18 protein-coding genes are annotated in these 22,781 nt (G+C 71.8%); 8 read left to right on the top strand and 10 right to left on the bottom strand.

Annotated features, from left to right (window positions below):
- Positions 1–5 precede the first annotated feature (5 nt).
- The 3 genes from ACWD0Y_RS10835 to ACWD0Y_RS10825 form a co-directional block, all read right to left on the bottom strand.
- A complete protein-coding gene (locus tag ACWD0Y_RS10835; protein ID WP_450260073.1) occupies positions 6–683 on the bottom strand; it encodes a class I SAM-dependent methyltransferase in 678 nt (225 codons plus the stop codon).
- A gap of 64 nt (positions 684–747) precedes the next feature.
- Complete coding sequence (locus tag ACWD0Y_RS10830) at positions 748–1,974, bottom strand: glycosyltransferase family 4 protein (RefSeq protein ID WP_450260036.1); 1,227 nt, start codon at positions 1,972–1,974, stop codon at positions 748–750.
- A 358-nt stretch (positions 1,975–2,332) separates the two neighbouring features.
- Complete coding sequence (locus ACWD0Y_RS10825; RefSeq protein WP_450260035.1) at positions 2,333–3,289, bottom strand: DUF3068 domain-containing protein; 957 nt, start codon at positions 3,287–3,289, stop codon at positions 2,333–2,335.
- A gap of 237 nt (positions 3,290–3,526) precedes the next feature.
- Here ACWD0Y_RS10825 and ACWD0Y_RS10820 point away from each other — a divergent pair, with 237 nt between their 5' ends.
- The 3 genes from ACWD0Y_RS10820 to ACWD0Y_RS10810 all read left to right on the top strand — a co-directional run bounded on the left by ACWD0Y_RS10820 (position 3,527) and on the right by ACWD0Y_RS10810 (position 6,640).
- Complete coding sequence (locus ACWD0Y_RS10820) at positions 3,527–3,709, top strand: hypothetical protein (protein WP_450260034.1); 183 nt, start codon at positions 3,527–3,529, stop codon at positions 3,707–3,709.
- Positions 3,710–3,797: 88 nt separating this feature from the next.
- Complete coding sequence (locus ACWD0Y_RS10815; protein ID WP_450260033.1) at positions 3,798–4,985, top strand: PucR family transcriptional regulator; 1,188 nt, start codon at positions 3,798–3,800, stop codon at positions 4,983–4,985.
- 401 nt (positions 4,986–5,386) lie between these two features.
- Positions 5,387–6,640, top strand: coding sequence for an outer membrane protein assembly factor BamB family protein (locus ACWD0Y_RS10810; RefSeq protein ID WP_450260032.1), 1,254 nt, complete (start codon positions 5,387–5,389; stop codon positions 6,638–6,640).
- 1,159 nt (positions 6,641–7,799) lie between these two features.
- On the opposite strand, the gene ACWD0Y_RS10805 is transcribed toward ACWD0Y_RS10810, so the two are convergent.
- Both ACWD0Y_RS10805 and ACWD0Y_RS10800 read right to left on the bottom strand, forming a co-directional pair.
- Positions 7,800–8,222 carry a secondary thiamine-phosphate synthase enzyme YjbQ gene (locus tag ACWD0Y_RS10805; RefSeq protein WP_093802261.1) on the bottom strand — a complete coding sequence of 141 codons (423 nt, stop codon included), beginning with the start codon at positions 8,220–8,222 and terminating at the stop codon, positions 7,800–7,802.
- Positions 8,223–8,241: 19 nt separating this feature from the next.
- On the bottom strand, positions 8,242–8,532 hold the full coding sequence (locus tag ACWD0Y_RS10800) for a hypothetical protein (protein ID WP_093802260.1): 291 nt from the start codon (positions 8,530–8,532) through the stop codon (positions 8,242–8,244).
- Between the two features lie 76 nt (positions 8,533–8,608).
- On the opposite strand from ACWD0Y_RS10800, the gene ACWD0Y_RS10795 reads away from it, so the two are divergent.
- Complete coding sequence (locus ACWD0Y_RS10795; RefSeq protein ID WP_450260031.1) at positions 8,609–9,796, top strand: NAD(P)-binding domain-containing protein; 1,188 nt, start codon at positions 8,609–8,611, stop codon at positions 9,794–9,796.
- A gap of 31 nt (positions 9,797–9,827) precedes the next feature.
- Here the strand turns inward: ACWD0Y_RS10795 and mltG are convergent, their stop codons facing one another.
- Both mltG and ACWD0Y_RS10785 read right to left on the bottom strand, forming a co-directional pair.
- Positions 9,828–10,649 carry an endolytic transglycosylase MltG gene (gene mltG, locus ACWD0Y_RS10790; RefSeq protein WP_450260030.1) on the bottom strand — a complete coding sequence of 274 codons (822 nt, stop codon included), beginning with the start codon at positions 10,647–10,649 and terminating at the stop codon, positions 9,828–9,830.
- A 390-nt stretch (positions 10,650–11,039) separates the two neighbouring features.
- The gene (locus ACWD0Y_RS10785) at positions 11,040–12,848 is read right to left on the bottom strand and encodes an ABC transporter ATP-binding protein (RefSeq protein WP_450260029.1); all 1,809 of its coding nucleotides are present in this window, start codon (positions 12,846–12,848) and stop codon (positions 11,040–11,042) included.
- 95 nt (positions 12,849–12,943) lie between these two features.
- On the opposite strand from ACWD0Y_RS10785, the gene ACWD0Y_RS10780 reads away from it, so the two are divergent.
- Positions 12,944–13,435 carry a MarR family winged helix-turn-helix transcriptional regulator gene (locus ACWD0Y_RS10780; protein WP_450260028.1) on the top strand — a complete coding sequence of 164 codons (492 nt, stop codon included), beginning with the start codon at positions 12,944–12,946 and terminating at the stop codon, positions 13,433–13,435.
- 85 nt (positions 13,436–13,520) lie between these two features.
- Here ACWD0Y_RS10780 and ACWD0Y_RS10775 read toward each other — a convergent pair whose 3' ends face one another.
- The gene (locus ACWD0Y_RS10775) at positions 13,521–15,140 is read right to left on the bottom strand and encodes a peptide-N4-asparagine amidase (RefSeq protein ID WP_450260027.1); all 1,620 of its coding nucleotides are present in this window, start codon (positions 15,138–15,140) and stop codon (positions 13,521–13,523) included.
- Between the two features lie 158 nt (positions 15,141–15,298).
- On the opposite strand from ACWD0Y_RS10775, the gene ACWD0Y_RS10770 reads away from it, so the two are divergent.
- Positions 15,299–17,170 carry an ABC transporter transmembrane domain-containing protein gene (locus tag ACWD0Y_RS10770; protein ID WP_450260026.1) on the top strand — a complete coding sequence of 624 codons (1,872 nt, stop codon included), beginning with the start codon at positions 15,299–15,301 and terminating at the stop codon, positions 17,168–17,170.
- Positions 17,167–18,948: an ABC transporter ATP-binding protein gene (locus ACWD0Y_RS10765; RefSeq protein ID WP_450260025.1), complete on the top strand. Its 1,782-nt coding sequence runs from the start codon at positions 17,167–17,169 to the stop codon at positions 18,946–18,948. The genes ACWD0Y_RS10770 and ACWD0Y_RS10765 overlap by 4 nt, the downstream gene beginning before the upstream one ends.
- A gap of 555 nt (positions 18,949–19,503) precedes the next feature.
- Here ACWD0Y_RS10765 and ACWD0Y_RS10760 read toward each other — a convergent pair.
- Complete coding sequence (locus ACWD0Y_RS10760; RefSeq protein ID WP_450260024.1) at positions 19,504–20,103, bottom strand: TetR/AcrR family transcriptional regulator; 600 nt, start codon at positions 20,101–20,103, stop codon at positions 19,504–19,506.
- Between the two features lie 116 nt (positions 20,104–20,219).
- Between ACWD0Y_RS10760 and ACWD0Y_RS10755 the strand changes: the two genes are divergently transcribed.
- On the top strand, positions 20,220–21,041 hold the full coding sequence (locus ACWD0Y_RS10755) for an SDR family NAD(P)-dependent oxidoreductase (protein ID WP_450260023.1): 822 nt from the start codon (positions 20,220–20,222) through the stop codon (positions 21,039–21,041).
- Positions 21,042–21,296: 255 nt separating this feature from the next.
- On the opposite strand, the gene ACWD0Y_RS10750 is transcribed toward ACWD0Y_RS10755, so the two are convergent.
- Positions 21,297–22,706: a SulP family inorganic anion transporter gene (locus tag ACWD0Y_RS10750; RefSeq protein WP_450260072.1), complete on the bottom strand. Its 1,410-nt coding sequence runs from the start codon at positions 22,704–22,706 to the stop codon at positions 21,297–21,299.
- Positions 22,707–22,781 lie beyond the last annotated feature (75 nt).

Below are 22,781 nucleotides of genomic sequence, written 5' to 3'. Positions count from 1 at the left end.
CATGCTCATGGGCTTCGCCTGAGAATCAGCAGCAGATTCCAGGTGGCGATCTCGCGGAGTCCCGGCACCCGGGTGATCGTGCTCGCGAGGAATGGCCAGTAACGGGAGCGCGCCGTGACGATCTGCACGTCGTCGCGACTGCGGACGTACCGGAGGATGGGACCGATGTGGACGGGGAAGAGGTTCTCGCCGAGCGTGTGCTTGGCCTCGCGGCCGGTGCGTCGTGCGTAGCGTTCGCGGGCCCGGTCGGCCCCGAGGTAGTGCCACGGCGCGGTCTCGTGACCTCCCCAGGGGGAGAGCCAGTTGGTGAACGACAGGTAGATCAGTCCGCCGGGACGGGTGACCCGCGCCATCTCGCTGATGAACGTCTGCGGGTCCGACACGTGCTCCAGCACATTGGACGAGAAACACACGTCCGCCGCCCCGTCGGCGAGCGGCAGCAGATATCCGTCGGCGAGCACCGCGTCCTCGGTGACCGGGCCGCGGGCGCTCAGCTCCCGCAGTTCGGGCTCGAAGAGGTAGCTCTGCGCGCCACGGCGGCGGAACTCCTCGGTGAAGTGGCCGCTGCCGCCGCCGACGTCGACGACGATCTTGCCGGCCAGGTCGATATGACGTGCCACTTGTGCGACCGAGTCGCGGGCCAGCAGGGTGTAGCACCGCTCGGGATCGCTCTGTTCGCGCATGAACGCCCGGAAGAGGGCGGCCGATCGCTTCAGCGACGGATCCTTGAATCCGCATTCGGTGGTCTCAGACACGGTCGCTCCCGGCGCCTCTCGGGGCGGCGGCGAGCGCTGCGGCCTCGGCGGCGACCGCCTGGAACTGGCGGACCGTCGCGCTCCAGCGGAAGCGCGTGGCGCGAAGCGCGGCGGCACGTCCCATGGCCGCGCGCCGGTCGGTGCTGAGGGAGAGGGCGCACCACGCCGCGGCGAACGAACTCTCGCCCCGGGCGAGCACCCCGGTCTTCCCGTCCTCGATGGAGTCGCACAGGCCGGGTATGTCGAAACCGATCGCGGGGGTGGCCCGGGCGGCCGCCTCGGTGACCACCAGCCCCCAGCCCTCGACGAGGGAGGGGTGCAGCAGCAGCCACGCCTCGCACATCAGCCGGTGCTTCTCGGCCTCCGACACCCGGCCTGCGAAGGTCACGGCGGGGCCTGCCACGGCTTCCAGCCGCTCCCGTTCGGGACCGTCGCCCACGATGACAAGCCGGCCACCGGTGACAGGGCGGACCCGCTCCCACAGCCTGAGGAGCAGGTCGATGCGCTTGTACTCCACCAGTCGGCCGACGGCCAGGAACAGCGGTTCCTTCGCCTCGGGAATCAGCGAGCCGGGGTCTTCGACTCCGTTGTTGACGATCCGGATGCGGTCCGCGGCCACGCCGATGCCGCGCAGCTCGGAGGCGGTCGACTCGGAGACGGCCACCATCAGGTTGTCGCGGTGGGTGCCTGCCAGTGCCCAGTGCTCCAGCCTGCGTCCGAGCCGCGCTGCCGGGCCCGGGTAACGCATCTGCCAGAGATCAGTGTGCACGTGGTTGACCAGGCACAACGTTGGTCCGCGATGCCACAGCGGCGCCAGGTACGGCATGCCGTTGCACACTTCGACCAACAGGTCGCAGGCGCCGACCTCGCGGGCGAAGGTCGCCCTGGCGCGCAGGAAGTGACCTGCGTCATTTCCTGCGGAGACCACCCGGTAGGCGCGTTCGGCGGCCGGGCCGCCGCACACGAGCGTGACCTCATGACCGTCGGCGGTCAGGCCCTCGGCTATGCGGTCGATGAGCAGTTCCGAGCCGCCGGCGGCCTGGTTGGCCAGGTCACGGCGGGCGAGGAAGGTGATCCGACGCGGCAGTGGTGCCCCGGGGGATGCGAGGTGCGGGTCGGCGGCGAGCGAGTCGGAGACATGGCTGCCGGTGCGGGTGTGAGGGGGGACGGAAAGGGAGTCCTTCTGACCGAGGGGCAGAGCGGACGCGCGCTGGGGCATAGGGGTGCTCCAACTCGGCGGCTGCGGGAGGCAGGCGGGTGAGGGATTGCCGGGCTTCCGGGGATGAAGCGCTGGGCTGGCTGGCTCGGTGTGCGGGCACTACGGGCACTGTGGGTACTGCGGGCACTGTGAGTACTAGGGGCACTGCGGGCACTAGGGGCACTGCGGGTACTGCGGCGCCGGACGGTGGATGTGCGGTCGTCTCAGCACCTGGCCGACGGCGGACTCCTGAGGGCAGGAGCCCGCTCACACCGACACCTTGCTCTTACTGGGGGGTAACCTCAGTCTTCTTTCAGGCGAGTCGTTCCGGCTACTCAACCGGGTGACAAGTTCGGGGCACTGGTCAGCCGCCGCTTTATCACTCTCCTGAGTGTTCCGGCCGTCGGCTGCCGCGCATCAGCAGCACAACGCCGACGGCGGCGAGCAGGCCGCCCACGACCCCGCCCCCCAGGGGCGCGGTCTCGCCGAGCAGCTTCAGCCGGCCGCCGTCTTCGGAAGCCAGCTTCACCTGCTCGCGCCGGGTCTTGTCGGTGAACTCCAGCCGCTTGCTGGACAGCAGGGTGACCGCGTCCTTCTTCGACCCCGGGGCCCGCAGCGTTTTCTTCGGCGCGATCAGCGCGTTCATGATCCGACCCGTTCGCCGGTCCACGGTCAGCTCGATCCTCGCGTTGGAGTACCACTCCTCGGCCAGTACCTGACCCGGCTTGGCACTGCCCACCAGCACGCCGGGCACCAGACGGGTACCGGTCGCGGTGGCCTTGACAGTGCCGGCGAAGCGGTAGCCCTCGTGCCCATTGATCTTGGTGGTCTCCTCGAACTTCAGCGGCACGGCGGCACCCAGGGTGCTGTCCCACCAGGTGTAGGTGCGCTTCTCGACATCGAACGGGAACTTCAGGTAGGCCTCGCCCTCGAATCCGGGCTTCTCCTCGCAGCAGTGCACCGGGAGGTTCGTCCGGCGGTCGGTCACCCAGCGTTCCGTGGTCCATTGCAGGGATTTCCGCGGGTCGGCGAGCGGCAGCGTCTTCGGCGTATCGATCTGGGTCGACACGTCCCAGATCGCGTTTCCGCTGCGCTCACTGCCGGCGACGTCCCCCAGCACCCGGCGGGTGATCGTTATCGTCTGGTCGTCCATCCTGGAAACGGACCCGGTGTCGAAGTAGCTGCCCTGCCCCTCGAAGACCGTCGTGGAGGTCACATCGGTCGGTGTGCGCTTGGCACGCGGCTCCACGTACCAGGCGAGGAGTTGGGTGAGCACCAGCAGAAAAACACCGACACCCAGCAGCAACAGGGAAAAAGGTGATGTTGAACGACGCATGCGGGTACTCCGATACGGACGCGAGATGCGGGAGTTCAGGGCTGTGCGGGAAGGGCCGCGCGCACGAATCACAGCCTGTCCGGGGCGATGAGCTGCTTACCCGGGAGTAACACTGCTGTGAACGGCGAAATTAGGTGGCGCTTGACCACCTGTCAATGCGCCTCGCATACTGACCGCGCCGGACCGGGCCGGCGCGCTGGGTGACAGACCTCATCGACCGAGAGGCAGATCATCCTCATGTCCAGACTGCTCGCCGCCTTCCTGACCTGCGCCGCCGCTGCCGTTCTGGCCACAGGCGCGGCCTTCGGAATCGTCGCCGCACTCGACGCCGCACCCGAGCAGCAGAACGTGCCGCTCGTCACATTCCCCGACCCGCCCGCCCACGGGCCTTCCAGCACGCCGGGCCCCGGCGCGGGCTAGTTTGGGCCTATACAGGCCGGCTGACCGAACTCATGCAGACCGGACATCCTGGAGCGGTGGTTTGGAAGCCTCGTCAGCGTGGCGCAACGTGCCACGAGAACGGATTCAGCAGTTCGCCGACCGAGCCCTGGAGCAGGTCCCCGAGCTGGCACAGGACATCCTCGCCGAGATCCGACGGGAACACCCGGCTCTGGTGTTCATCGTCGACGAGTCCGGGGAGCCGAAGGCCCTGGTGGCGATCCGGCACGCCCTGGAGCTCTTCGTGGAGCAGATGACCACGGGGTCGGACCGGCCGCGCGCCCTTCCCGAGATGTTCCGGGACTTCGGACGCGGCGAGGTCGCGCAGGGCCGGAGTCTGGACTCCCTGCAGGGGATCTACCGGCTGGGCGTGCGCCTTTCCTGGCGGCGCATGGCGGAAGTCGGCCACCAGGTCGACATTCCGTCCTCGGCCATGTACGAGCTGGCCGAGTCCGCGTTCGAGTACCTCGACGTGATCGTGGCCCAGTCGGTACGCGGCTACGCCGAGGCCGTCGCCCGCCAGGCCGGTGAGCGGCTGCGCCTCCAGCGTCTTCTCATCGATCTCCTGCTCGCCGAGCACCGCTCGGATCCGTCCCCCTTCCTTGCCGACCGCGCGGCCGACGTGGGCTGGCAACTGCCCGAGAAGGTGGCGGTGGCCGTGCTGCTCCGCCCTGCCGTGGAGGCTGTCGCCCCTGCCGTGGGCGACGAGGTCCTGCTGGACATGGAGGGCGAGCGTCCGCGTCTGGTCGTACCGGACCCGGATGCCCCCGGACGCGCGGAGTTGCTGCACCGGGCGGTCGCCGGCTGGTCCGGCGCGATCGGCCCGTCGGTTCCCGTGGCGAAGGCCGCCATGTCGCTGCGCTGGGCCGAGGCCGCCGTCGGGATGATCGAGCAGGGCCTGCTGCCGCGAGGGCGGCTCCTGCACTGCGGCGAGCACGTCGAAGCCCTGGTCCTGCTGCCCGCAAGCGAGTTGATCGACGACCTGGCGCGACGGCGGCTGGCGCAGCTGGACGAGTCGGGCGGCCCGGCGCACGCCCACCGTCTCGCCGAGACACTGCTGGCCTGGCTGGAAACGCGGGGCGGTGCCCCGGAGGTGGCAGCCCGGCTCGGTGTCCACCCGCAGACCGTGCGCTACCGGCTGAGACAGCTCCGTGAGCTGTGGGGCGACGACCTCGACGACCCGGACCGCCGCTTCGAACTGGAGCTGGTGCTCCGTACCCGGCGGCTGCGCGGAGATCTCGTCCCGCCACCTGAATGACCGTGGGGCGACGCATACGGCACCAGCCTCCGCAAGGACAGCCCGACCGTACTTCGACCCCTGCCGTGCGTACGCCGATCACCGGAGCGAAGTCACAGCCACCGACCACGTGCTGCCCCGAGAGGCAGCAGCATGCGGTGGGCAACACGGCGGTGGCATGCGTCGGATCAGCGAACGTGCACGGGAACGGACGCCGGGGTGACACCAAGGCGCGCTGACGACGACCGGGGCCGCAGCCCCCGTGTGGTGTCCCGATTGGTTCACGAAGCTGTCGCGGTTGAGACCCGGCCGTCCCCTGTGGCGTGCAGTGACGGATAGCGTTCCTGACCTCGGGGTCGCACGTCCGTGCGGCGCCGACCCTGCACCTTTCTGCTCTGACGACTCCACGGGGGTACGGCGACATGACCATGCGACGAGACGGCATGCCGGGGGACAGGTTCTCCCGGCGGCGTGCGCTACGGCTGGCCGGCGGCGGTCTCACGCTGGCCGTGCTGACCGCGGGTGTGGCCGGTTGTCGTGAGGACGGCTCCGATGCCGGCGGCTCCGGGGGGTCCGGGGGGTCCGAGCCGGTCGGCGGAGACAAGCCGGCCGGGGGCGGCGCCGGTAAGGAGGGCCAGGCTCCTGAGCCGCTGTGGACGAAGACGACATCCGCCCAGACCTACGGCGACAACGACGAGCTCGTGGCCGCGGGCGGTGTGGTGATCGCCAGCGGTGCTCCACTGGTCGCGCTGGACGCGGCGTCGGGCAAGGAGCAGTGGTCGCTGGAGGACGGCGCGACCCCCGGGGCTCCGATGCTGCTCGGCAGCGGCACGCTGTACCTGGCCAGCGCTGCATACGACGGCACCGTCGCCGGCTACGACCCGGCCTCGGGCAAGCAGACCTGGCGAAGCCACCTGGGCAAGGACTACCGGCAACCCAGACCGATCGCGGTGGACGACGACCAGGTGTACGTCATCGCCGAGATCCAGGAGGCCGACGGCTCGTCCAGGACCAACGTGATCGCCGCGCTGAACAGCAGTACGGGCAGAGTGGCGTGGAAGGAACAGCGCGACTTCGGCACCGAGCAGAACGGTATCCACGCCCATGCCGACGGTCGCCACCTCGTGTACACCGACTTCAAGAAGAACCTGACGGTGCGCGACACCGCCACCGGCAAGCAGGTGTGGACGCACAAGACCACCAAGACCAACTACGGCTTCTTCGCCGTGTACAAGGATCTGGTGATCGTTCCGCAGGGTCCGGATCTTCTGGCTTTCGGCCTGGTCGACGGCTCGGCGAAGTGGTCGGTGAAGACCGCCGAGAGCTACGTCGCTTTCAAGGAGCCGGCCGTCCTGGACGACGTGCTCTACATCGCCGACAGCGACCGCACGATGCGTGCCCTCGACCCCCGTACGGGCAAGGAGATCTGGCAGTCGACGGCGCTCGCCGACGCGAACCTCACGGTACCGCGGCAGTACGTGAAGGTGGGCGATGTCCTGTACGCGGCCACAGACCTGGACGAGCGGGGTGGCGTGATAGCCATCGACGCGAAGACCGGTGCCGTGCGCTGGACGTTCAACGACAAGACCGGTGACTATCACACGTGGCTGGTGGCCACGGACGGGAAGCACGTGTTCGCCCTGCACGGCAAGAAACTGCACGCGCTGCCCGTCTGACACCCGCGCAGACCGTTCCAGCCCGGAACCGGCGCGGGCCCTGGGCCTGCGCCGGCCGTTCCTGGAGGTCCGGCACGGACCTTCGGAGCGGTCACCGACCGGGCACCGGCTGCCTGTGGGCGTCTGTGGGCAGCAGTCGAGCTGTACCGCCCGCGGTACCACTGAGCGTCGTCGGACGCGTTGTTCCGGGCGGCGCGGGACAACGAGGCGGGGCTTCGGCGGACGTCCGGGTGAAGAGCCGGCTGTGGCACTGGCCGCACACGGCCACTTCCGTCAGAAGGTACGGCCGGTTGGACACGCGGCCCCGGAACGGGGCATCGCGGGCGCGGAGAACCTGCTTCAGCGCATGGAACGTGGTGCGGTTCCACAGCCCCTCGCACAGACGCGCCGGTTTCCCTGACCGATGGATGACAGGCTTGCCCTGGTGGACGAGTAGCCGTGGCCGCCTCGGACAGCAGCGTGCTGCGCAGACTCGTGGGGTACCAGGGTCGGCCGGCCGCCGGCTTGCCGTACATGACCGCGAGGTGGTCGACCGGCGCCGGCTCCCCGAGCCGGTCGAGGCGAGCGGCCTCGTTGCTGGGCGACACGTTTTCAGGATCGGCCGGGACACGGCCGGCCGCTGAATGGCTCACAGTTCCGTCTGCGCGCCCCACGCCCCCATCGTGAAGCGGTCCTCGTCGTCCGAGTCGTCCGGGTCGTCCGGGTTCCGGAAGCCTTCGTGGCGTAGCCGGCAAGGAGCTTTCCCTCGCCTCGCATCCTGTAGCCGGTGTTCAGGCAGTCGACCACGCTGCGGCAGAGTCGGCCGACGGCCACGGCGACGAGCCCTTCGTACTCGCCCCGCTCGTCCCGGAGCCGCGAAGCCACGGACCGGGCTCCGGTCGGTCATCGGGTCGGTGGCACCCGACACTTCCCAGCCGTCCGCCCAGTCGACGAGGTGCCCGCCGACGGCCGCGGCAGCCGTCGGCACGTCCTTCCGCTGCCGCTCCGGCGAGGTCGTGGCGGCCTTGACCCGTGAGAGCCGGCGGACTCCGAGCAGGCGCTTTCCGTGGCCATCGCACGGCCGTTCGGCATCGCCCATGGTCGTACCGCGTCCTTCTCCCGTTCGTGGGAGCGGGAGGAGATCCCGCTCCCACACCGAGGGCGATCTTGACCGGCCCGGTCAGCCCAGGAAGCTCAGCCGCACCTGGCGCTCCGGGTTGTCCTTGTTGGTGTCGACCAGGCAGACGGACTGCCAGGTGCCCAGTTCCAGCCGGCCGCCGACCACCGGCAGCGTCGCGTGCGGGGGCACGAGGGCGGGGAGCACGTGGTCGCGGCCGTGGCCCGGGCTGCCGTGGCGGTGTTGCCAGCGGTCGTCGGCGGGGAGCAGGGTGTGCAGCGCGGCGAGGAGGTCGGTGTCGCTGCCGGCGCCCGTTTCGAGGATCGCGACACCGGCCGTCGCGTGCGGGACGAAGATGTTGAGCAAGCCGTCCCTGCCCCGCGCCGCCTGCCGGAGGAACTGTTCGCACTCCTGCGTCAGGTCGGCCACGGTCTCGTCCGAGCCGGTGGCGATGTTCAGGATGCGGGTGGTGAAGACGTCGGACATGCCTCCATCATGCACGGGACTACGCGCCCGGCAGGGTGTCCAGGTCCGGCTGGACCTCCACCGTGCATTCGGCGTCCTCCGGGCCCACGCCCTCCGCGTCGCGCCATACGCAGATCCGTACGTGGTGGACCCCCGACCCCTCGTGGTCCCACTCCGCCGCAAGGTCACGCACCACCACCGCGGCGACGAATTCGGCGTCCTCGGGCTGGGTGGCGGTGGTGACGGTTCCCCGGTAGCGCTCACCCAGCGGGTGCCAGCCGGCGCTTCCCGCGGGCGCGTCCACCCGGTACACGTACGTGGCGGTGGTCATTCCGGCACCGTACCCGCATCGGCGGGAATTACGTGGGGTGGGGAAGATCCGCACCACCGGCCTCGTTAGTAGAAACATGAACAACATTGGGGTGCGGGACGGAGGAGCGGTCACGGACGTCGACGTGGTCGTGATCGGCGCCGGGCAGGCCGGCCTGTCCAGCGCCTACCACCTGCGGCGCGCGGGCCTCGAACCCGGCCGCGACTTCGTCGTGCTCGACCACTCCCCGCACCCGGGCGGCGCGTGGCAGTTCCGGTGGCCCACCCTGACGTACGGCAAGGTCCACGGCATGCACGCGCTGCCGGGCATGGAGCTGACGGGCGCCGACGACAGCCGGCCCTCCTCCGAGGTCGTCGGAGAGTACTTCGCGAGGTACGAGCGGACCTTCGGACTGCGTGTGCGCCGGCCGGTCGGCGTGTCGGCGGTGCGCGAGGGCGCGGGCGGGCGGCTGCGCGTCGAGACGTCGGAGGGTGTGTGGTCCGCGCGCGCCCTGATCAATGCGACGGGCACGTGGGACCGGCCCTTCTGGCCCCGCTACCCCGGCCAGGAGACCTTCCGCGGGCGGCAGCTGCACACGGCGGACTACCCGGGACCGCAGGAGTTCGCCGGACAGCGGGTGGTGGTCGTGGGCGGCGGGACGTCCGGCGTGCAGCACCTGATGGAGATCGCCGGGGTCGCCGCGCAGACCACATGGGTGACGCGACGGCCGCCGGTCTTCCGCGAGGGTCCCTTCGGCGAGGAACAGGGACGGGCCGCCGTCGCGCTCGTCGACGAGCGGGTACGGCGCGGACTGCCGCCGCAGAGCGTCGTGTCGGTGACCGGGCTGCCGGTGACCGAGGCCGTCGCACGGGCCCGCGCGGAGGGCGTGCTGGACCGGCTGCCGATGTTCGACAGGATGACGCCGAACGGGGTGGCCTGGGCCGACGGGCGGACGGTCGACGCCGACGTCGTCCTGTGGGCGACCGGGTTCCGTGCCGCGGTCGACCACCTGGCGCCGCTCAAGCTGCGCGAGCCGGGCGGCGGCATCCGCGTGGAGGGCACGCGGGCGACGCACGACGAGCGGATCCACCTGGTGGGCTACGGGCCCTCGGCCAGCACCATCGGGGCCAACCGGGCGGGCCGGGCCGCCGTGCGCGGGATCGTGCGGCTGCTGGAACGGCGGGCGGCCCCGGTGGGGACGGACCCGGTGGGAGCCGGCCCGGTGGGAGCCGACCCGGTGGGGGCCGACCCGGTGGGAGCCGGCCCGGTCATGGCCGGCGGGTGAGGGGGATGAGGCGGGTGAGGCGGGTGAGGCGTCAGCCGACGGGCTTGCCCGCTTCCTTGCGGTGCGCGTTGAACTCCTCGACGTTCTTCCGCTGCTCCGCGTAGTCGCCGGTGAAGCGTGTGTCCCCCGGCGCGACCGTGACGAAGTAGAGCCAGTCCCCCGGCGGCGGGTCGAGCACCGCGTCCATCGCCTGCCGGCCCGGGTTGCCGATCGGTGTGGGCGGCAGGCCGGTGTGCTCGTACGTGTTGTACGGGGTGTCGATCTTCGTGTCCGCGTGAGTGGTGTCGAGGGTCGAGCGGTTCAGCGCGTAGTTGAGCGTCGAGTCCATCTGGAGCGGCATGCCCTGCGCCAGCCGGTTGTCGATGACGCGTGCGGCCTTCCCCATGTCCTCCACCGTGTCGGCCTCGGCCTGCACGATGCTGGCGACGACGACGTTCCGGTACGTCGCGGGTGCCGACCCGAAGTTCCTGTTCGCCGTGTTCACCATGTACGAGAGCAGACTCGCCGGCGTCGTCTCCTCGTCGATCGGGTACGTGGCCGGGAAGAGGTAGCCCTCCGGGTTCCCCCCGGCCTCGGCCGGCAGCTTCAGGTCTGCCGTGCCCGCCGCCTTCGCGGTGGTCCCCGGGGCGACACCGAGGGCCTTGTCGACCGCCGCGTACACCTGGGAGGACCGCAGTCCCTCCGGGATCAGGAGGGTGCGCGGCTCGCGCTCCTCCTCCGTGAGCAGCATCAGCGGCACCAGGACCGCGGCCGCCACCACCGCGGCGGCCGCACCCACGATCAGGAGCAGTCGCCCGCGGCGCGTCAGAGGGGGGCTGCTCGCGGACCGTTTCCGTGTGGACTCGTTCTCCATGCGGGCACGCTAACCCGGCCGACGCGGTGTTCCGGGGAACCCGGAGGCGGCGAACAGCCCGCCATGGGCGGCACGAACACACGAACAGGGGATCGGGTGTTCGTCCGAACGCGTCGTCGTACCGCATTCCATCGCCCAACTCCCCTGCGTCGCATGATGCTTACGGTGCGCAAGCGACGGGCTGCAGACCTCGACCGCGCATGTCCCGCCGATACAGAGAACAGAGCACCAAGGAAAACCCGAGATCATGAACCTCATCACCGGCCTTCTCGCCGGCGTCTTCCACTTCCTGGGCCGGCTGGGCTGACCGGGGTCTCGCCCGGCGCCGCTTCTCCCCCGTCCCAGGGGAGGGGCGGCGCTGCCGCGTTCCCGCGCTGCCGCCGCAGGGGGTCAGGTGGCGGGCGACAGCTGGGCGTCTCTGCGCACCAGGGCCGCGTACCGGCCGTTCTGGGCGAGCAGCTCCTCGTGGGTGCCGCGCTCGACGGTTCTCCCGCCGTCGAGAACGACGATCTGGTCGGCGTCCCTGACCGTGGAGAGCCGGTGCGCGATGGTGATGGTCGTACGGCCCGCCGAGAGCGCGTCGATGGCCTGCTGCACGGCGTGCTCGGTACGGGTGTCGAGCGCGCTCGTCGCCTCGTCGAGGATGAGCACCGGCGGGTCGCGCAGGATGGTCCGGGCGATCGCCAGGCGCTGCTTCTCGCCGCCGGAGAAGCGGTACCCCCGCTCGCCGACCAGGGTGTCGTACCCGTCGGGCAGTGAGGCGATGTGATCGTGGATCTGCGCCGCCTCGGCGGCCGCGCGCAGCTCTTCGTCGGTCGCGTCGGGCTTGGCGAAGCGCAGGTTCTCGGCGACGGAGGCGTGGAAGAGGTACGTCTCCTGGGAGACCACGCCGACGGCGCGGGCCAGCGTGTCGAAGTCCAGGTCGCGCACGTCGACGCCGTCGAGGGTGACGCCGCCGTCCGTCACGTCGTACAGCCGGGGCACCAGATAGCTGAGGGTGCTCTTGCCCGATCCCGTGGGTCCGACGACGGCCAGGCTGCCGCCGGCCGGGACCGTGACGTCGATACCGGTGAGCGTGGGGCCGTTCTTCTCGTCGTAGGCGAAGGCGACGTCCTCGAAGCGCACTTCACCTCGGATCTCCTCCAGGTGGACCGGCTTCTCGGGCTCCGTGATGTCCACCGGCAGGTCGAGGTACTCGAAGATCCGCTGGAAGAGCGCGAGCGAGGTCTGCATCTGCACGCCGGTCGACAGGAGGCTCACGGCCGGCCGGAAGAGGCCCTGCTGGAGCGAGACGAAGGCGACGAGCGTACCGAGGGAGACGGCCGCCCCGCCGGCCTGCATGGCCAGGCCGGCGACCCAGTAGATGACGGCGGGCATGGCGGCCATGACGATGCCGATGGTGGACATCCGCCAGCGCCCCGCCATGTTGGAGCGCACTTCGAGGTCGACGAGCCGCTCGGACTCGTCGGCGAAGGCCCGGGTGAGCGAGTCGGCGCGGCCCATGGTGCGGCCGAGCAGGATGCCGCTGACCGACAGCGACTCGGTGACGGTGGCGGCCATGGAGGCCATCTGTTTCTGCCGCTGCGTGGTGATCTTCTTGCGCTCGCGGCCGACCCGGCGGCTGATCCACACGAAGACCGGCAGCAGGAGCAGCGAGACGACGGTCAGCCGCCAGTCGAGCGCCAGCATGGCGACGACCGTGGCCACGACCGAGGTGAGGTTGGAGACCAGCGAGGTGGCGGTGGAGGTCACCGTCGCCTGCATGCCGCCGATGTCGTTGGCGATACGGGACTGCACCTCGCCGGTGCGGGTCCTGGTGAAGAAGGCGAGCGGCATGCGCTGCAACTGGGCGTAGACGGCGGTGCGCAGGTCGTGCATGACGCGCTGGCCGACCGTCGTGGAGATCAGGGTCTGCAGCACGCCGAAGACGCTCGTCACCACGGCGGTCAGGATCATGCCGGCGGCGAGCAGGCTCAGCAGCCCGGTGCGCCCCTGCGGGATGGCGGTGTCGAGGATCTCCCTGAGCAGGAACGGAGAGGCGACGGAGACGAGGGAGGAGGCCGCCACGAGCAGGCCGACGAGGGCCAGCCGGCCCCGGTACGGGCGGAACAGCCGGAGGATGCGGCGTACCTGCGCGGGCTCCTCCGGTTCGGCGGGATCGCGGGCCGGGGGTGTCCACGTGGGCTGATCGGGATGCATGGGCCCCTTCGCGCGGATGAGAGAACGGAGATTTCAGAGCCTAGCTCATTGTTACCTCTACTCACAATGCACAAGGTCCTGATATTGTTCCCGGCATGAGCCCCTCCGACGCCGACTCCGGCATCACCCCCGACGTCGCCTCGGACGCCGACGGCCTGCTGGCCGAGCAGCTGCTCCGGCTGACGCGCAGGCTGCACCGGATCCAGCGTCAGCAGATGGAGCCGATCGGCATCACTCCCGCCCAGTCACGTCTGCTCCGCACGGTCTCGCACTACGACCTCCACCACGAGCCGCCGCCGCGGATGGCCGACCTGGCCAAGCGCCTGGACGTGGTCCCCCGCGCGGTGACCACCCTCGTCGACGGCCTGGAGGCGAGCGGCCGGGTGCGCCGCGTGCCCGACCCCACCAACCGCCGGGTGATAAGGATCGAGCTCACCGACACCGGCCGCGCCACCCTCAGATCGCTGCGCAGCGCGCGCCGCGACGCCGCGGAGGACATCCTGGCCCCCTTGACCACCGAGCAGCGCGAGGTGCTGGGCGGCCTGCTGTCCGCGCTGGTCGACGGAATGCCGGAGCGCCTCTGCTGACCCGCCTCCGCCGGGTGCCGGACGAGCGGGGCCCGGGCCCGTCGGGCGAGCGGGGCCCGGGCCGCGCGGGGCCGGGCCCCGCTCCTCAGCAGCGCAGCCGGTCCTCCGTCACCGCCCCCTGGACCGTCTTCAGGCTCCGGTCGTAGCAGCCGTCCGTCCCGTACAGCCGGTAGCGCTCGCTCGACGTGCCGACCGCGTGCCGGTCCTCGCGGGGGACGTTCGCGGTGTACGTCGCGTCGCCCTCGTACGCGTCGTCCAGCCGCGACCAGGACACCCGCTCGCCGCCCCGCTCGGCGGAAGTGTCGGCGCGGTCGCCGAGCGCGAGCACGGTGCGCAGCCGGTCGCCGGCGCCGAGCGTCGTCGTACCGTCCATCGTGTACGTGCGGTGGGCGCGCACGGTGGTGGCCGGGCCGCGGCCGTCGGTGGTGACGGTCTCGCGGTCCGTCCACTCGCCCTTGAGCGCGTCCAAGTCCTCGCCGTCGGTCCAGCGGTGGACGGAGGTGTGGGCGAGGGTGCGGTCGACGGTGGTGACGACGCGGCCGTGCGAGGTGTTCACATGACCGGAGACGGTGAGCCGGTGGCCGGCCCCGGCGGTGAGCCGGTGCTCCGGACCCGCCGTGTACGCCGTGGAGCCGGCCGGCGCGCCGCTGCGGTGCCGGGTCAGCTCCCCCGTGACGACGTCGCTCCCCTCGTCCTGCCAGACCAGCACGTTGACGGGGGTGCTCCAGCCGCTCTGCCCCTCGGGGACGCCGACGACGGACACCTCGACGCGGTGCGGGCGGCCGTCGTTGAGCCGGCCGGCGAAGGGGGTCAGGTCGTACTGGACCGGCTTGACGTCGAAAGCGCGCGGGCCGGGAACCACGTACCAGAGGAAGGGGTTGGACCAGCCGCCCGTCCAGACCGTCGGGAACGGGGCGGCGATTCCCGCGAGCCGTCCGTCGACCTTGATCTGCACCTCGCGGTAGGGGCCGTCCGGCGCCTTGCAGGAGTACGGCGCCCCCTCGGGGACGGACAGGTACCAGTACTCCTCGCAGCCGCCGCCCGAGCCGGTCGCGTACACCTCGGCGAGGATCCGCTCGGAGTTGCGCGGGGTGGTGAGGGAGTCCCCGTCGAGGGTGAGGACGCGGTCGGGGACGGTGTCGGCCCGCTTCGCGCGTCCCTCGGCGGCGTAGAAGGTCAGGGTCACGCTGACGTCGATGACGCCGGTGTACGTCTCATTGACGACATTGCCGATGAGCATCTCGACGGGCTGCTCGCGGCGGAACGTGTCGCTGTAGCGCGTGACGTCCTTCTCCACGGACCAGGTGATGCCTTCGGGCGAGGGCTGCGGGGTGGAGGTGCGGAGCACTTCGACCCCGCCGATGCGGAGGTACCCGAGGCGGTCGTACTGCCGCCCCGCCACCTTGCCTTCGAGCCGGAGCACCACCTTGCTCCAGCGGTCGCCGCAGCCCCTGGGGGGCGCGTACCCGCCTGTGTACGGCGTGAAGTCGCGGAACTGGGCCCGCGCGACCGTCACTTCGCAGGACCGGCCGCCGGGGGCCTCGACGGGCGGCGCCGCGGTGACGGGATCGTGCCAGTCCCGGCCGAACTCGGCGGGCGGCCCGTCCCCGGCGGTGGCCGCTCCGGCCTGGCCCGCCCCGAACACCGTTCCCGCGGCCAGGACCAGACCGGCGAGCACGCGCATGACTCCAGGTCGTCTTCTCATGCGTCAGGAGTGAAGCGTGGGACGGCCCGGAGCACCAGAGCCCGGTGTTCGATCTTGGCGTGTTCTGTGCCTCGGCGCCCATAAATCGATTGCGTTTTCCGGTGGAAAAAAGCGAGCCTTGCACGGTTTCATCCAGCCGCACCGAGCCGTGGGACATCATGCAGATTCGCGATCTTCCATATCCCGATCCGGGCGTCCCCGACGTCCGGTCCGGGCCCCGATTCCTCTACTGGCTCGGGCGGAACCAGCTCGGCGGGCAGCTGAAGTCCCTCTCCTGGGGCCTGCTGCACCAGTGCGGCGTCGCCGGTCTGCCGCTGGGCGTGGGCCTCGCCGTGCAGGCCGTGGTCGACAGATCCGGCGGCCGGCTGGCGCTCGCCGCCGGGCTGATCGCGCTGCTCGGCGTGGCGGTGGCCCTCGGCGACACCATGCTGCACAGGACCGCCGTCACCAACTGGATCACCGCCGCCGCGCGGGTGCAGCAGCTGCTGGCCCGCAAGACCGCGGAGCTGGGCTCGGCGCTGACCCGCCGGGTCGCGGCGGGCGAGGTCGTCGCGGTCTCCACGGGCGACGTCGAGAAGATCGGCTGGTTCGTCGAGGCGCTCTCGCGCTTCGCGGCCGCCGCCCTCGCGCTCGTCGCCGTCTGCGTGGGCCTGCTCGTCTACCAGCCCGCGCTCGGCATCGTCGTGGCGATCGGGGTGCCCGTACTGGCCCTGGCCGTCCTGCCGTTGCTGCCGAAGGCGACCCGGCGGGCCGACGTCCAGCGCGAGAAGGCCGGCAAGGCCACCGAGCTGGCGTCCGACACCGTCGCGGGCCTGCGCGTACTGCGCGGCATCGGCGGCGAGGACCTGTTCCTCGACCGCTACCGCAGCGCCTCGCAGGAGGTCCGCAAGGCCGCCGTGCTCAGCGCCCGCATGTGGTCGCTGATCTCCGCGATCCAGGTGCTGCTGCCGGGCCTGCTGCTGATCACGGTCGTGCTGTACGGCGCGAGGCTCTCCCTCGACGGGCGGATCGCGGTCGGCGAACTGGTCACCGTCTACAGCGCGGTGACGCTGCTGCTCTACCCTCTGCGGCACGTGGAGGAGATCGCCATGGCGTACTCCTTCTCACGGCCTTCCGCCAAGCGGGCCGTGCGGGTGCTCTCACTGGAGCGCACGGCCTGCGTTCCGGACGACACGGCTGCTTCCGGCGGTCAGGAGGCCCCGGGCGGTGACCTGGCCCCGGGCGGTGACCTGTACGACCCGGCCACCGGGCTCCTCGCACCCGCCGGCCGGTTCACCGCCGTGGTGTGCGGCGATCCCGACCTGGCGGGCCTGCTCGCGGAGCGCCTCGGCGGTCACGCCACCTCGGACACCGACGAGGAGAAGCCCCCGTCGGCGCTGCTGGGCGGGGTGGCGCTCGACGACCTGCCGCTGATCACCGCGCGGGGCGCCGTCCTGGTCCAGGACAAGGACCCGGTGCTGCTCTCCGGCACGCTGGGCGAGCTGCTCGACGTACCGGCTTCGGGGAAGGTGACCGCGGCGGACGCGCTGGACGCGGCGCAGTGCGGCGACGTACTGGCCGCGCTCGCCCAGGCGTCGGCGGACAGCACGGGCGACCCGATGCGCACCCGGATCACGGAGCGCGGGCGTTCGCTCTCCGGGGGCCAGCGCCAGCGCCTGGCGCTGGCCCGCTCGCTGGTGACCGACCCCGAGGTGCTCGTCCTGGACGAGCCGACCTCGGCGGTCGACTCGCACACCGAGGCGCGGGTGGCGGCGGGCGTGAAGGAGCTGCGTACGGGACGTACGACCGTCGTCTTCGCGTCGTCGCCGCTGCTGCTCGACCGGGCCGACCGGGTGGTGCTCGTCCATGAGGGCGAGGTCGCCGCGGTGGGCGCGCACCGCGAGCTGCTGCGCACCGACCCGCGCTACCGCGCGGTCGTCACCCGCGAACCCGACGACGAACACCACGAACACGACGAGCGCGACGGGAACACCGCGGGCACCGCGGCCACCCGGACACGGGAACTCCAAGAGATTGAGGAATCGGCATGATCGGCGTGGCGCCACCGGCGTACGACCCGGCGGCACCGGAGTCGGCGACGACCCTGCCCGTCGGCGGTCCCGCGACCGTACGGACCTATGTGCGCGAGCTGATGAGACGGCACCGCGGGGCGTTCGCCGTGCTCGTGTCGTTCAACGCGGTCGCGGTCGTCGCCTCGATGGTGGGCCCCTACCTGCTGGGTTCGCTCGTCGAGGACCTGGCGAACGGGGCGCGCGAGCTCCGTCTGGAGCGCACGGCAGCGGTGTTCGCGATCGCGCTCGTCGTCCAGACCCTCTTCACCCGGCAGATGCGGCTGCGGGCCGCGATGCTCGGCGAGGAGATGCTGGCCGACCTGCGCGAGGACTTCCTCGTGCGGTCGGTCGGCCTGCCGCCGGGCGTGCTGGAGCGGGCGGGCACCGGCGATCTGCTGTCGCGCATCACCACCGACATCGACCGGCTGGCGAACGCGATGCGCGAGGCCGTGCCGCAGCTCGCCATCGGTGTGGTGTGGGCGGGGCTGCTGATCGGCGGCCTGACCGTCACCGCGCCGCCCCTGGCGCTGGCCGTGCTGGTGGCCGTTCCGGTCCTGGTCGTCGGCTGCCGCTGGTACTTCAGGCGGGCGCCCTCGGCGTACCGCTCGGAGGCGGCGGGCTACGCGGCGGTCGCGGCGATGCTCGCCGAGACGGTGGACGCCGGGCGGACCATCGAGGCCCACCGCCTCGGCGACCGCCGGGTGGCGCTCTCCGAGCAGCGGATCAGTCAGTGGACGGCGTGGGAACGGTACACGTTGTGGCTGCGGTCGGTGCTCTTCCCCGTCATCAGCGTCACGCACATGACGATCCTGTGCTCGGTGCTGGTGATCGGTGGCGTCTTCGTCCTGGAGGGCTGGATCAGTGTCGGCCAGCTGACCACGGGCGCCCTGCTCGCGCAGATGCTCGTCGACCCGGTCAACCTGATCCTGCGCTGGTACGACGAACTCCAGGTCGCCCAGGTGTCGCTGGCCCGGCTCGTCGGCGTACGGGAGATCGAGCCGGACGCGGGTGACCCGGAGGTCGTGCCCGACGGGCGTGCGGTGCGGGCCGACGCGGTGCGTTTCGGGTACCGGGCGGACGTCGACGTGCTGCACGAGGTGACGCTGGACGTGGCGCCCGGCACGCGGATGGCCCTGGTCGGTCCTTCGGGCGCCGGCAAGTCCACGCTGGGGCGGCTGCTCGCCGGGATCTACGCGCCGCGTACGGGCGAAGTGACGCTCGGCGGGGCCGAGTTGTCACGGATGCCGGCCGAGCGGGTGCGTACGCACGTGGCACTGGTCAACCAGGAGCACCACGTCTTCGTGGGCTCCCTGCGCGACAACCTGCTGCTGGCCCGCACGGGCGCGGACGACGCGGAGCTGTGGGCGGCGCTCGGCGCGGTCGACGCGGACGGCTGGGCGCGGGCGCTGGACGACGCCCTGGACACCGAGGTCGGCTCGGGCGGCCACGCGCTCACCCCGGCGCAGGCGCAGCAGATCGCGCTGGCCCGGCTGGTGCTCGCCGACCCGCACACCCTGGTGCTCGACGAGGCGACGTCCCTGCTCGACCCGCGGGCCGCGCGGCATCTGGAGCGGTCGCTGGCGCGGGTGCTGGACGGGCGTACGGTCGTGGCGATCGCGCACCGGCTGCACACCGCGCACGACGCGGACGTGATCGCGGTGGTGGAGAACGGCCGGATCAGCGAACTGGGCAGCCACGACGAACTGGTGGCGGCCGGCGGGGCGTACGCGGCGCTGTGGCGGTCCTGGCACGGCTGACCGTTCTCCGCGGTGCGTGACGGCGGCCGCCCCGGCGGCCACTGCGGCCGGCAGCGATCCGCCGAGGCGCACTTCCGGGCTCCGCACCGCCCTGGCGTTGGCGGTACGGAGCCCGGCGTGGACGCACACCGGGGGGCCGGCGGCGCTGTCCAGCCAGGCGGTGGACTGACCACACCGTCACCGGGTGCCGCTGCCCGGGGTGCCGGCGCCGGCCGGCAGGTGCCCGAAGCCCGCATGGTGGCGGAGAAGCGGCTGCGCGCCACGGTCGTGAGAGCCCGCCCGCCGGGCGGACCCGGCGCCGCCCGGCGGGCCGGTGGCCACGTTCCCGCCGCGCCCTCGCATCGCCGGCCCGACTCCCGGGGCGCGGCTGCTGAGCGGTAAGCAGTGGGGGGCCGTACGCGAGGACGTCCTGGCGGGCTCGAGCCCGGGCATGCCCGCCGAGGAGCACCTGGCGGAGCTGGTGCGAGCGCTCGGTGCGGGCCGGCGGCCGATGAGCGAGCGCCTCGTCGGGGCGGGGCCGGCCGCCAGGGCCGGCGCGGGGGTGGCCTTTCCTGTTCAGGGGCCGAAAGCCCTGAGGGTCGCGTCGACAAGCGAGTCGGCGTATGCGGCGGTCAGCGGACCGCTGCGGTGCAGCCACCGCTGGAAGAGGGGGGCGTAGAGCACTTCGAGGGCCAGGTCGAGATCGGCGTCGGCGTCGAGCTGGCCGGCCTCCTGGGCGCTGCGCAAGCGCGCCTTCTTCGCCTCTTCCAGCGGCTGGGCCAGCTTCTGCCGGTACTCGGCCGCCAGCGCGGCATCGTTGGCGATCTCGGTGTTGAGGGCCCGGATCAGCCTGTCGAAGGCCGGGTCGGCGAACTCCTCCGCCGTGGCACGCATGACGAGCTTGAGGTCGGCTTCGAGGTCGCCCGTGTCCGGCAGGGCGACCGACTGCCCGTCCGCATCCTCGCTCAGCGCCAGAAGGGCAGCGAAGACGACTGCGCTCTTCGACGGCCACCGCCGGTAGATCGTCTGCTTGCCGACGCCGGCACGGGCGGCGATGGCTTCGACGGTGACCTTCTCGTACGCCTCCTCTGCGACCAGGGCGCGGGTGGCCGCGAGGATTGCCTGCCGGGACCGTTCCTTGCGCCGGGAGTGGTCCGGCCCCTTCTCGTTGGACATGCGCTCAGTCTAGCCCCGAAAGAAAACGAGACGATCCGTATTGCGAAAACCAGAAGCGATGCCCTAGGTTTGCAACGAATCGATACGAGCCGTTTCGTTTACTGAGGTGGGACATCATGGCGAACGCACGAGTCTGGCTCATCACCGGCGCATCCCGCGGCCTGGGCAGGGCTTTCGCCGAGGCCGCCTTGGCGGGCGGCGACCGCGTGGTGGCCGCTGCCCGCAACGTCGAACCCCTGGAGGAACTGACCGGGAAGTACCCCGGCCACCTGGTCCCGCTTCCGCTGGATGTCACCGACCGCCGGGCCGTGTTCGACGGGGTAAAGCGGGCGGCTGCCGCGTTCGGCAGGCTGGACGTCGTCGTCAACAACGCCGGGGGGATGCTCTACGGCATGGTGGAGGAAGCCACGGAGGAGCAGATCCGGGCGCATATGGATGTGAACTTCTTCGGCGCCGTGTGGGTGGCTCAGGCGGTCCTTCCCCACCTGCGCGCCCAGGGCGGGGGACGGCTCCTCCAGGTCACCTCGATGGGCAGCGGCGGCGGCATGGCCACCGTCGGCTTCTACGGCGCGGGCAAGGCCGCGCTGGACTCGGTCAGCGAGGCACTGGCGATGGAGGTCGAGGGGTTCGGCGTCAAGGTCACCATCGTGCAGATGGGCGGCTACAACACCGGCCTGTTCACCACCGGCACCACGACCACCGAACCTCTGGCGCAGTACCAGCCCCTGCGCACCGAGATGGAGGCGATGTGGGGCGACGCCGTCGCCCCGGAGCCGGACACCGCCGCTCCGGTCATCATGGAGCTGGCCGCACTGCCGGACCCGCCCCGGCGGCTGATCGTCGGCAGCCAGTCCTTCGACCACGTCATGGAGATGGGCCGGGCCCAAACGGATCTGTACCGGTCCTGGGAGCACCTCAGCCGTATCGCCCCGGGCTAGCCGGACCCGCGCCACGACGTTCATGCGGCCGGTCCCGCGGCGGGCCGAGGCGCCGAAGGCATACGTCCGTACGCCCGAGGGCGTGGAGGCCGGGCCGGCGGCCGAGAAGGGCACGGGCTGCGCTCGAGACCGCGACGGCGGTGAGGGGGTGAGGGTACGGGCGGCCCCGCCCCGCACGGACCGTTCCGTGCGGGGCGGGGCGGGTGAGCGCGGTTCCGGCGGTGCCGGCCGGGGCCGGTCCGCGCCTCGCGGCGGTCAGGCCGCGACCTTCACCGCTTTCACCCCCTCCTCGTTGTGCCGGTCCGTCCACGCCGTCAGTGCCGCACCGCACGCGTGGTCCACGTGGCGCAGGCCCGTGAGGTCCAGCTCGATCGCCCGGTCGCGGGGCAGCGCCTCCAGCTCGTCGAGGAGTTTCGGCAGCCGCAGGAAGGTCGCGTTGCCCAGTACCCGGACCCGCAGCGGCCCCGGGTCGTCCCCGGTCCCGTCGGCGCCGGAGACCTCCACGTGGACGTGGGACGTCTCCCACGCGGTCTTCGCGACCGCCAGCAGCAGGCCGATCAGTACCCCTTCGAACATGTTGGTCACCACGATCGACAGGGCCGTGGCGCCCAGCACCACCGCCTCACCGCGGTGTTCGCGCCACAGCGGGGCGAACTCCTTCACCGGGATCAGTTTCCAGCCCGCGTGCACCAGCACACCGGCCAGCGCCGCCACCGGGATCACGCCGAGGGCCGCCGGGAACACCGCGGCGAAGACGAGCAGCCACACCCCGTGCAGCACCCGGGACGCCTTGGTGCGCGCCCCCGCCTGGAGGTTGGCCGAGCTGCGGACGATCACCGCCGTCATCGGCAGCGCGCCGAGCATCCCGCACACCGTGTTGCCCGCGCCCTGGGCGACGAGCTCCTTGTCGTAGTCGGTCCTGGGACCGTCGTGCAGCCGGTCCACCGCGGCCGCGCTGAACAGGCTCTCGGCCGACGCGATCAGGGTGAAGGCGATCACCGTGCCCAGCACGCCCACCTCGGCGAGGCGTGCGAAGTCGCCCGTGCCGGGCGGCTGTACGGCGTCGAGCAGCCCCTGCACCTCCACCCGCGCGACCGGCGCGTCGAAGGCGAACGCCGCCGCGGTGGCGAGTGCGACCGCGGCGAGCGGGGCGGGCAGCACGCGCGCCGCGGCCGGGATCCTCGGCCACAGCAGCAGCACCGCCACCGTGCCGGCCCCGATGGCGAACGCCGCCAGGGCCGGGCCCGACCCCAGGGTGTCGAAGGCCAGCCCCGGCAGGCCGCCGATCTTCGCGAGCCCGCCGGCGGGCGCCTCGGCGTCGACCAGCGCGTACAGCTGGCCGGCGATGAGCACCAGGCCGATACCGGCGAGCATGCCCTGCACCACCGCGATCGAGATCGCCCGGAACCACCGGCCCAGCCGGAGGGCGCCCATCGCGAGCTGGAGCACTCCGGCGCCCAGCACGACGACGCCGAGTGCGCTGATCCCGTACTCCTGCACGGCCTCGTACACGAGCACCGTCATCCCGGCCGCGGGTCCGCTGACCTGGAGGCTGCTGCCGGGCAGCAGTCCGGTGACGAGGCCGCCCACGATGCCGGTGACGAGGCCGAGTTCGGCGGGCACCCCTGAGGCGACGGCCACGCCCACGCACAGCGGCACCGCCACCAGGAAGACGACGAGCGAGGCGGTGAAATCGGCACGGAGGTCGCCCGTGCCCCGCCGCGCGAGGCCGTTCCTGAC

The organism is Streptomyces altiplanensis (assembly GCF_053591575.1).
The sequence above is the reverse complement of the archived record's forward strand: the minus strand, read 5'-3'. Positions and strand labels throughout refer to the sequence as shown.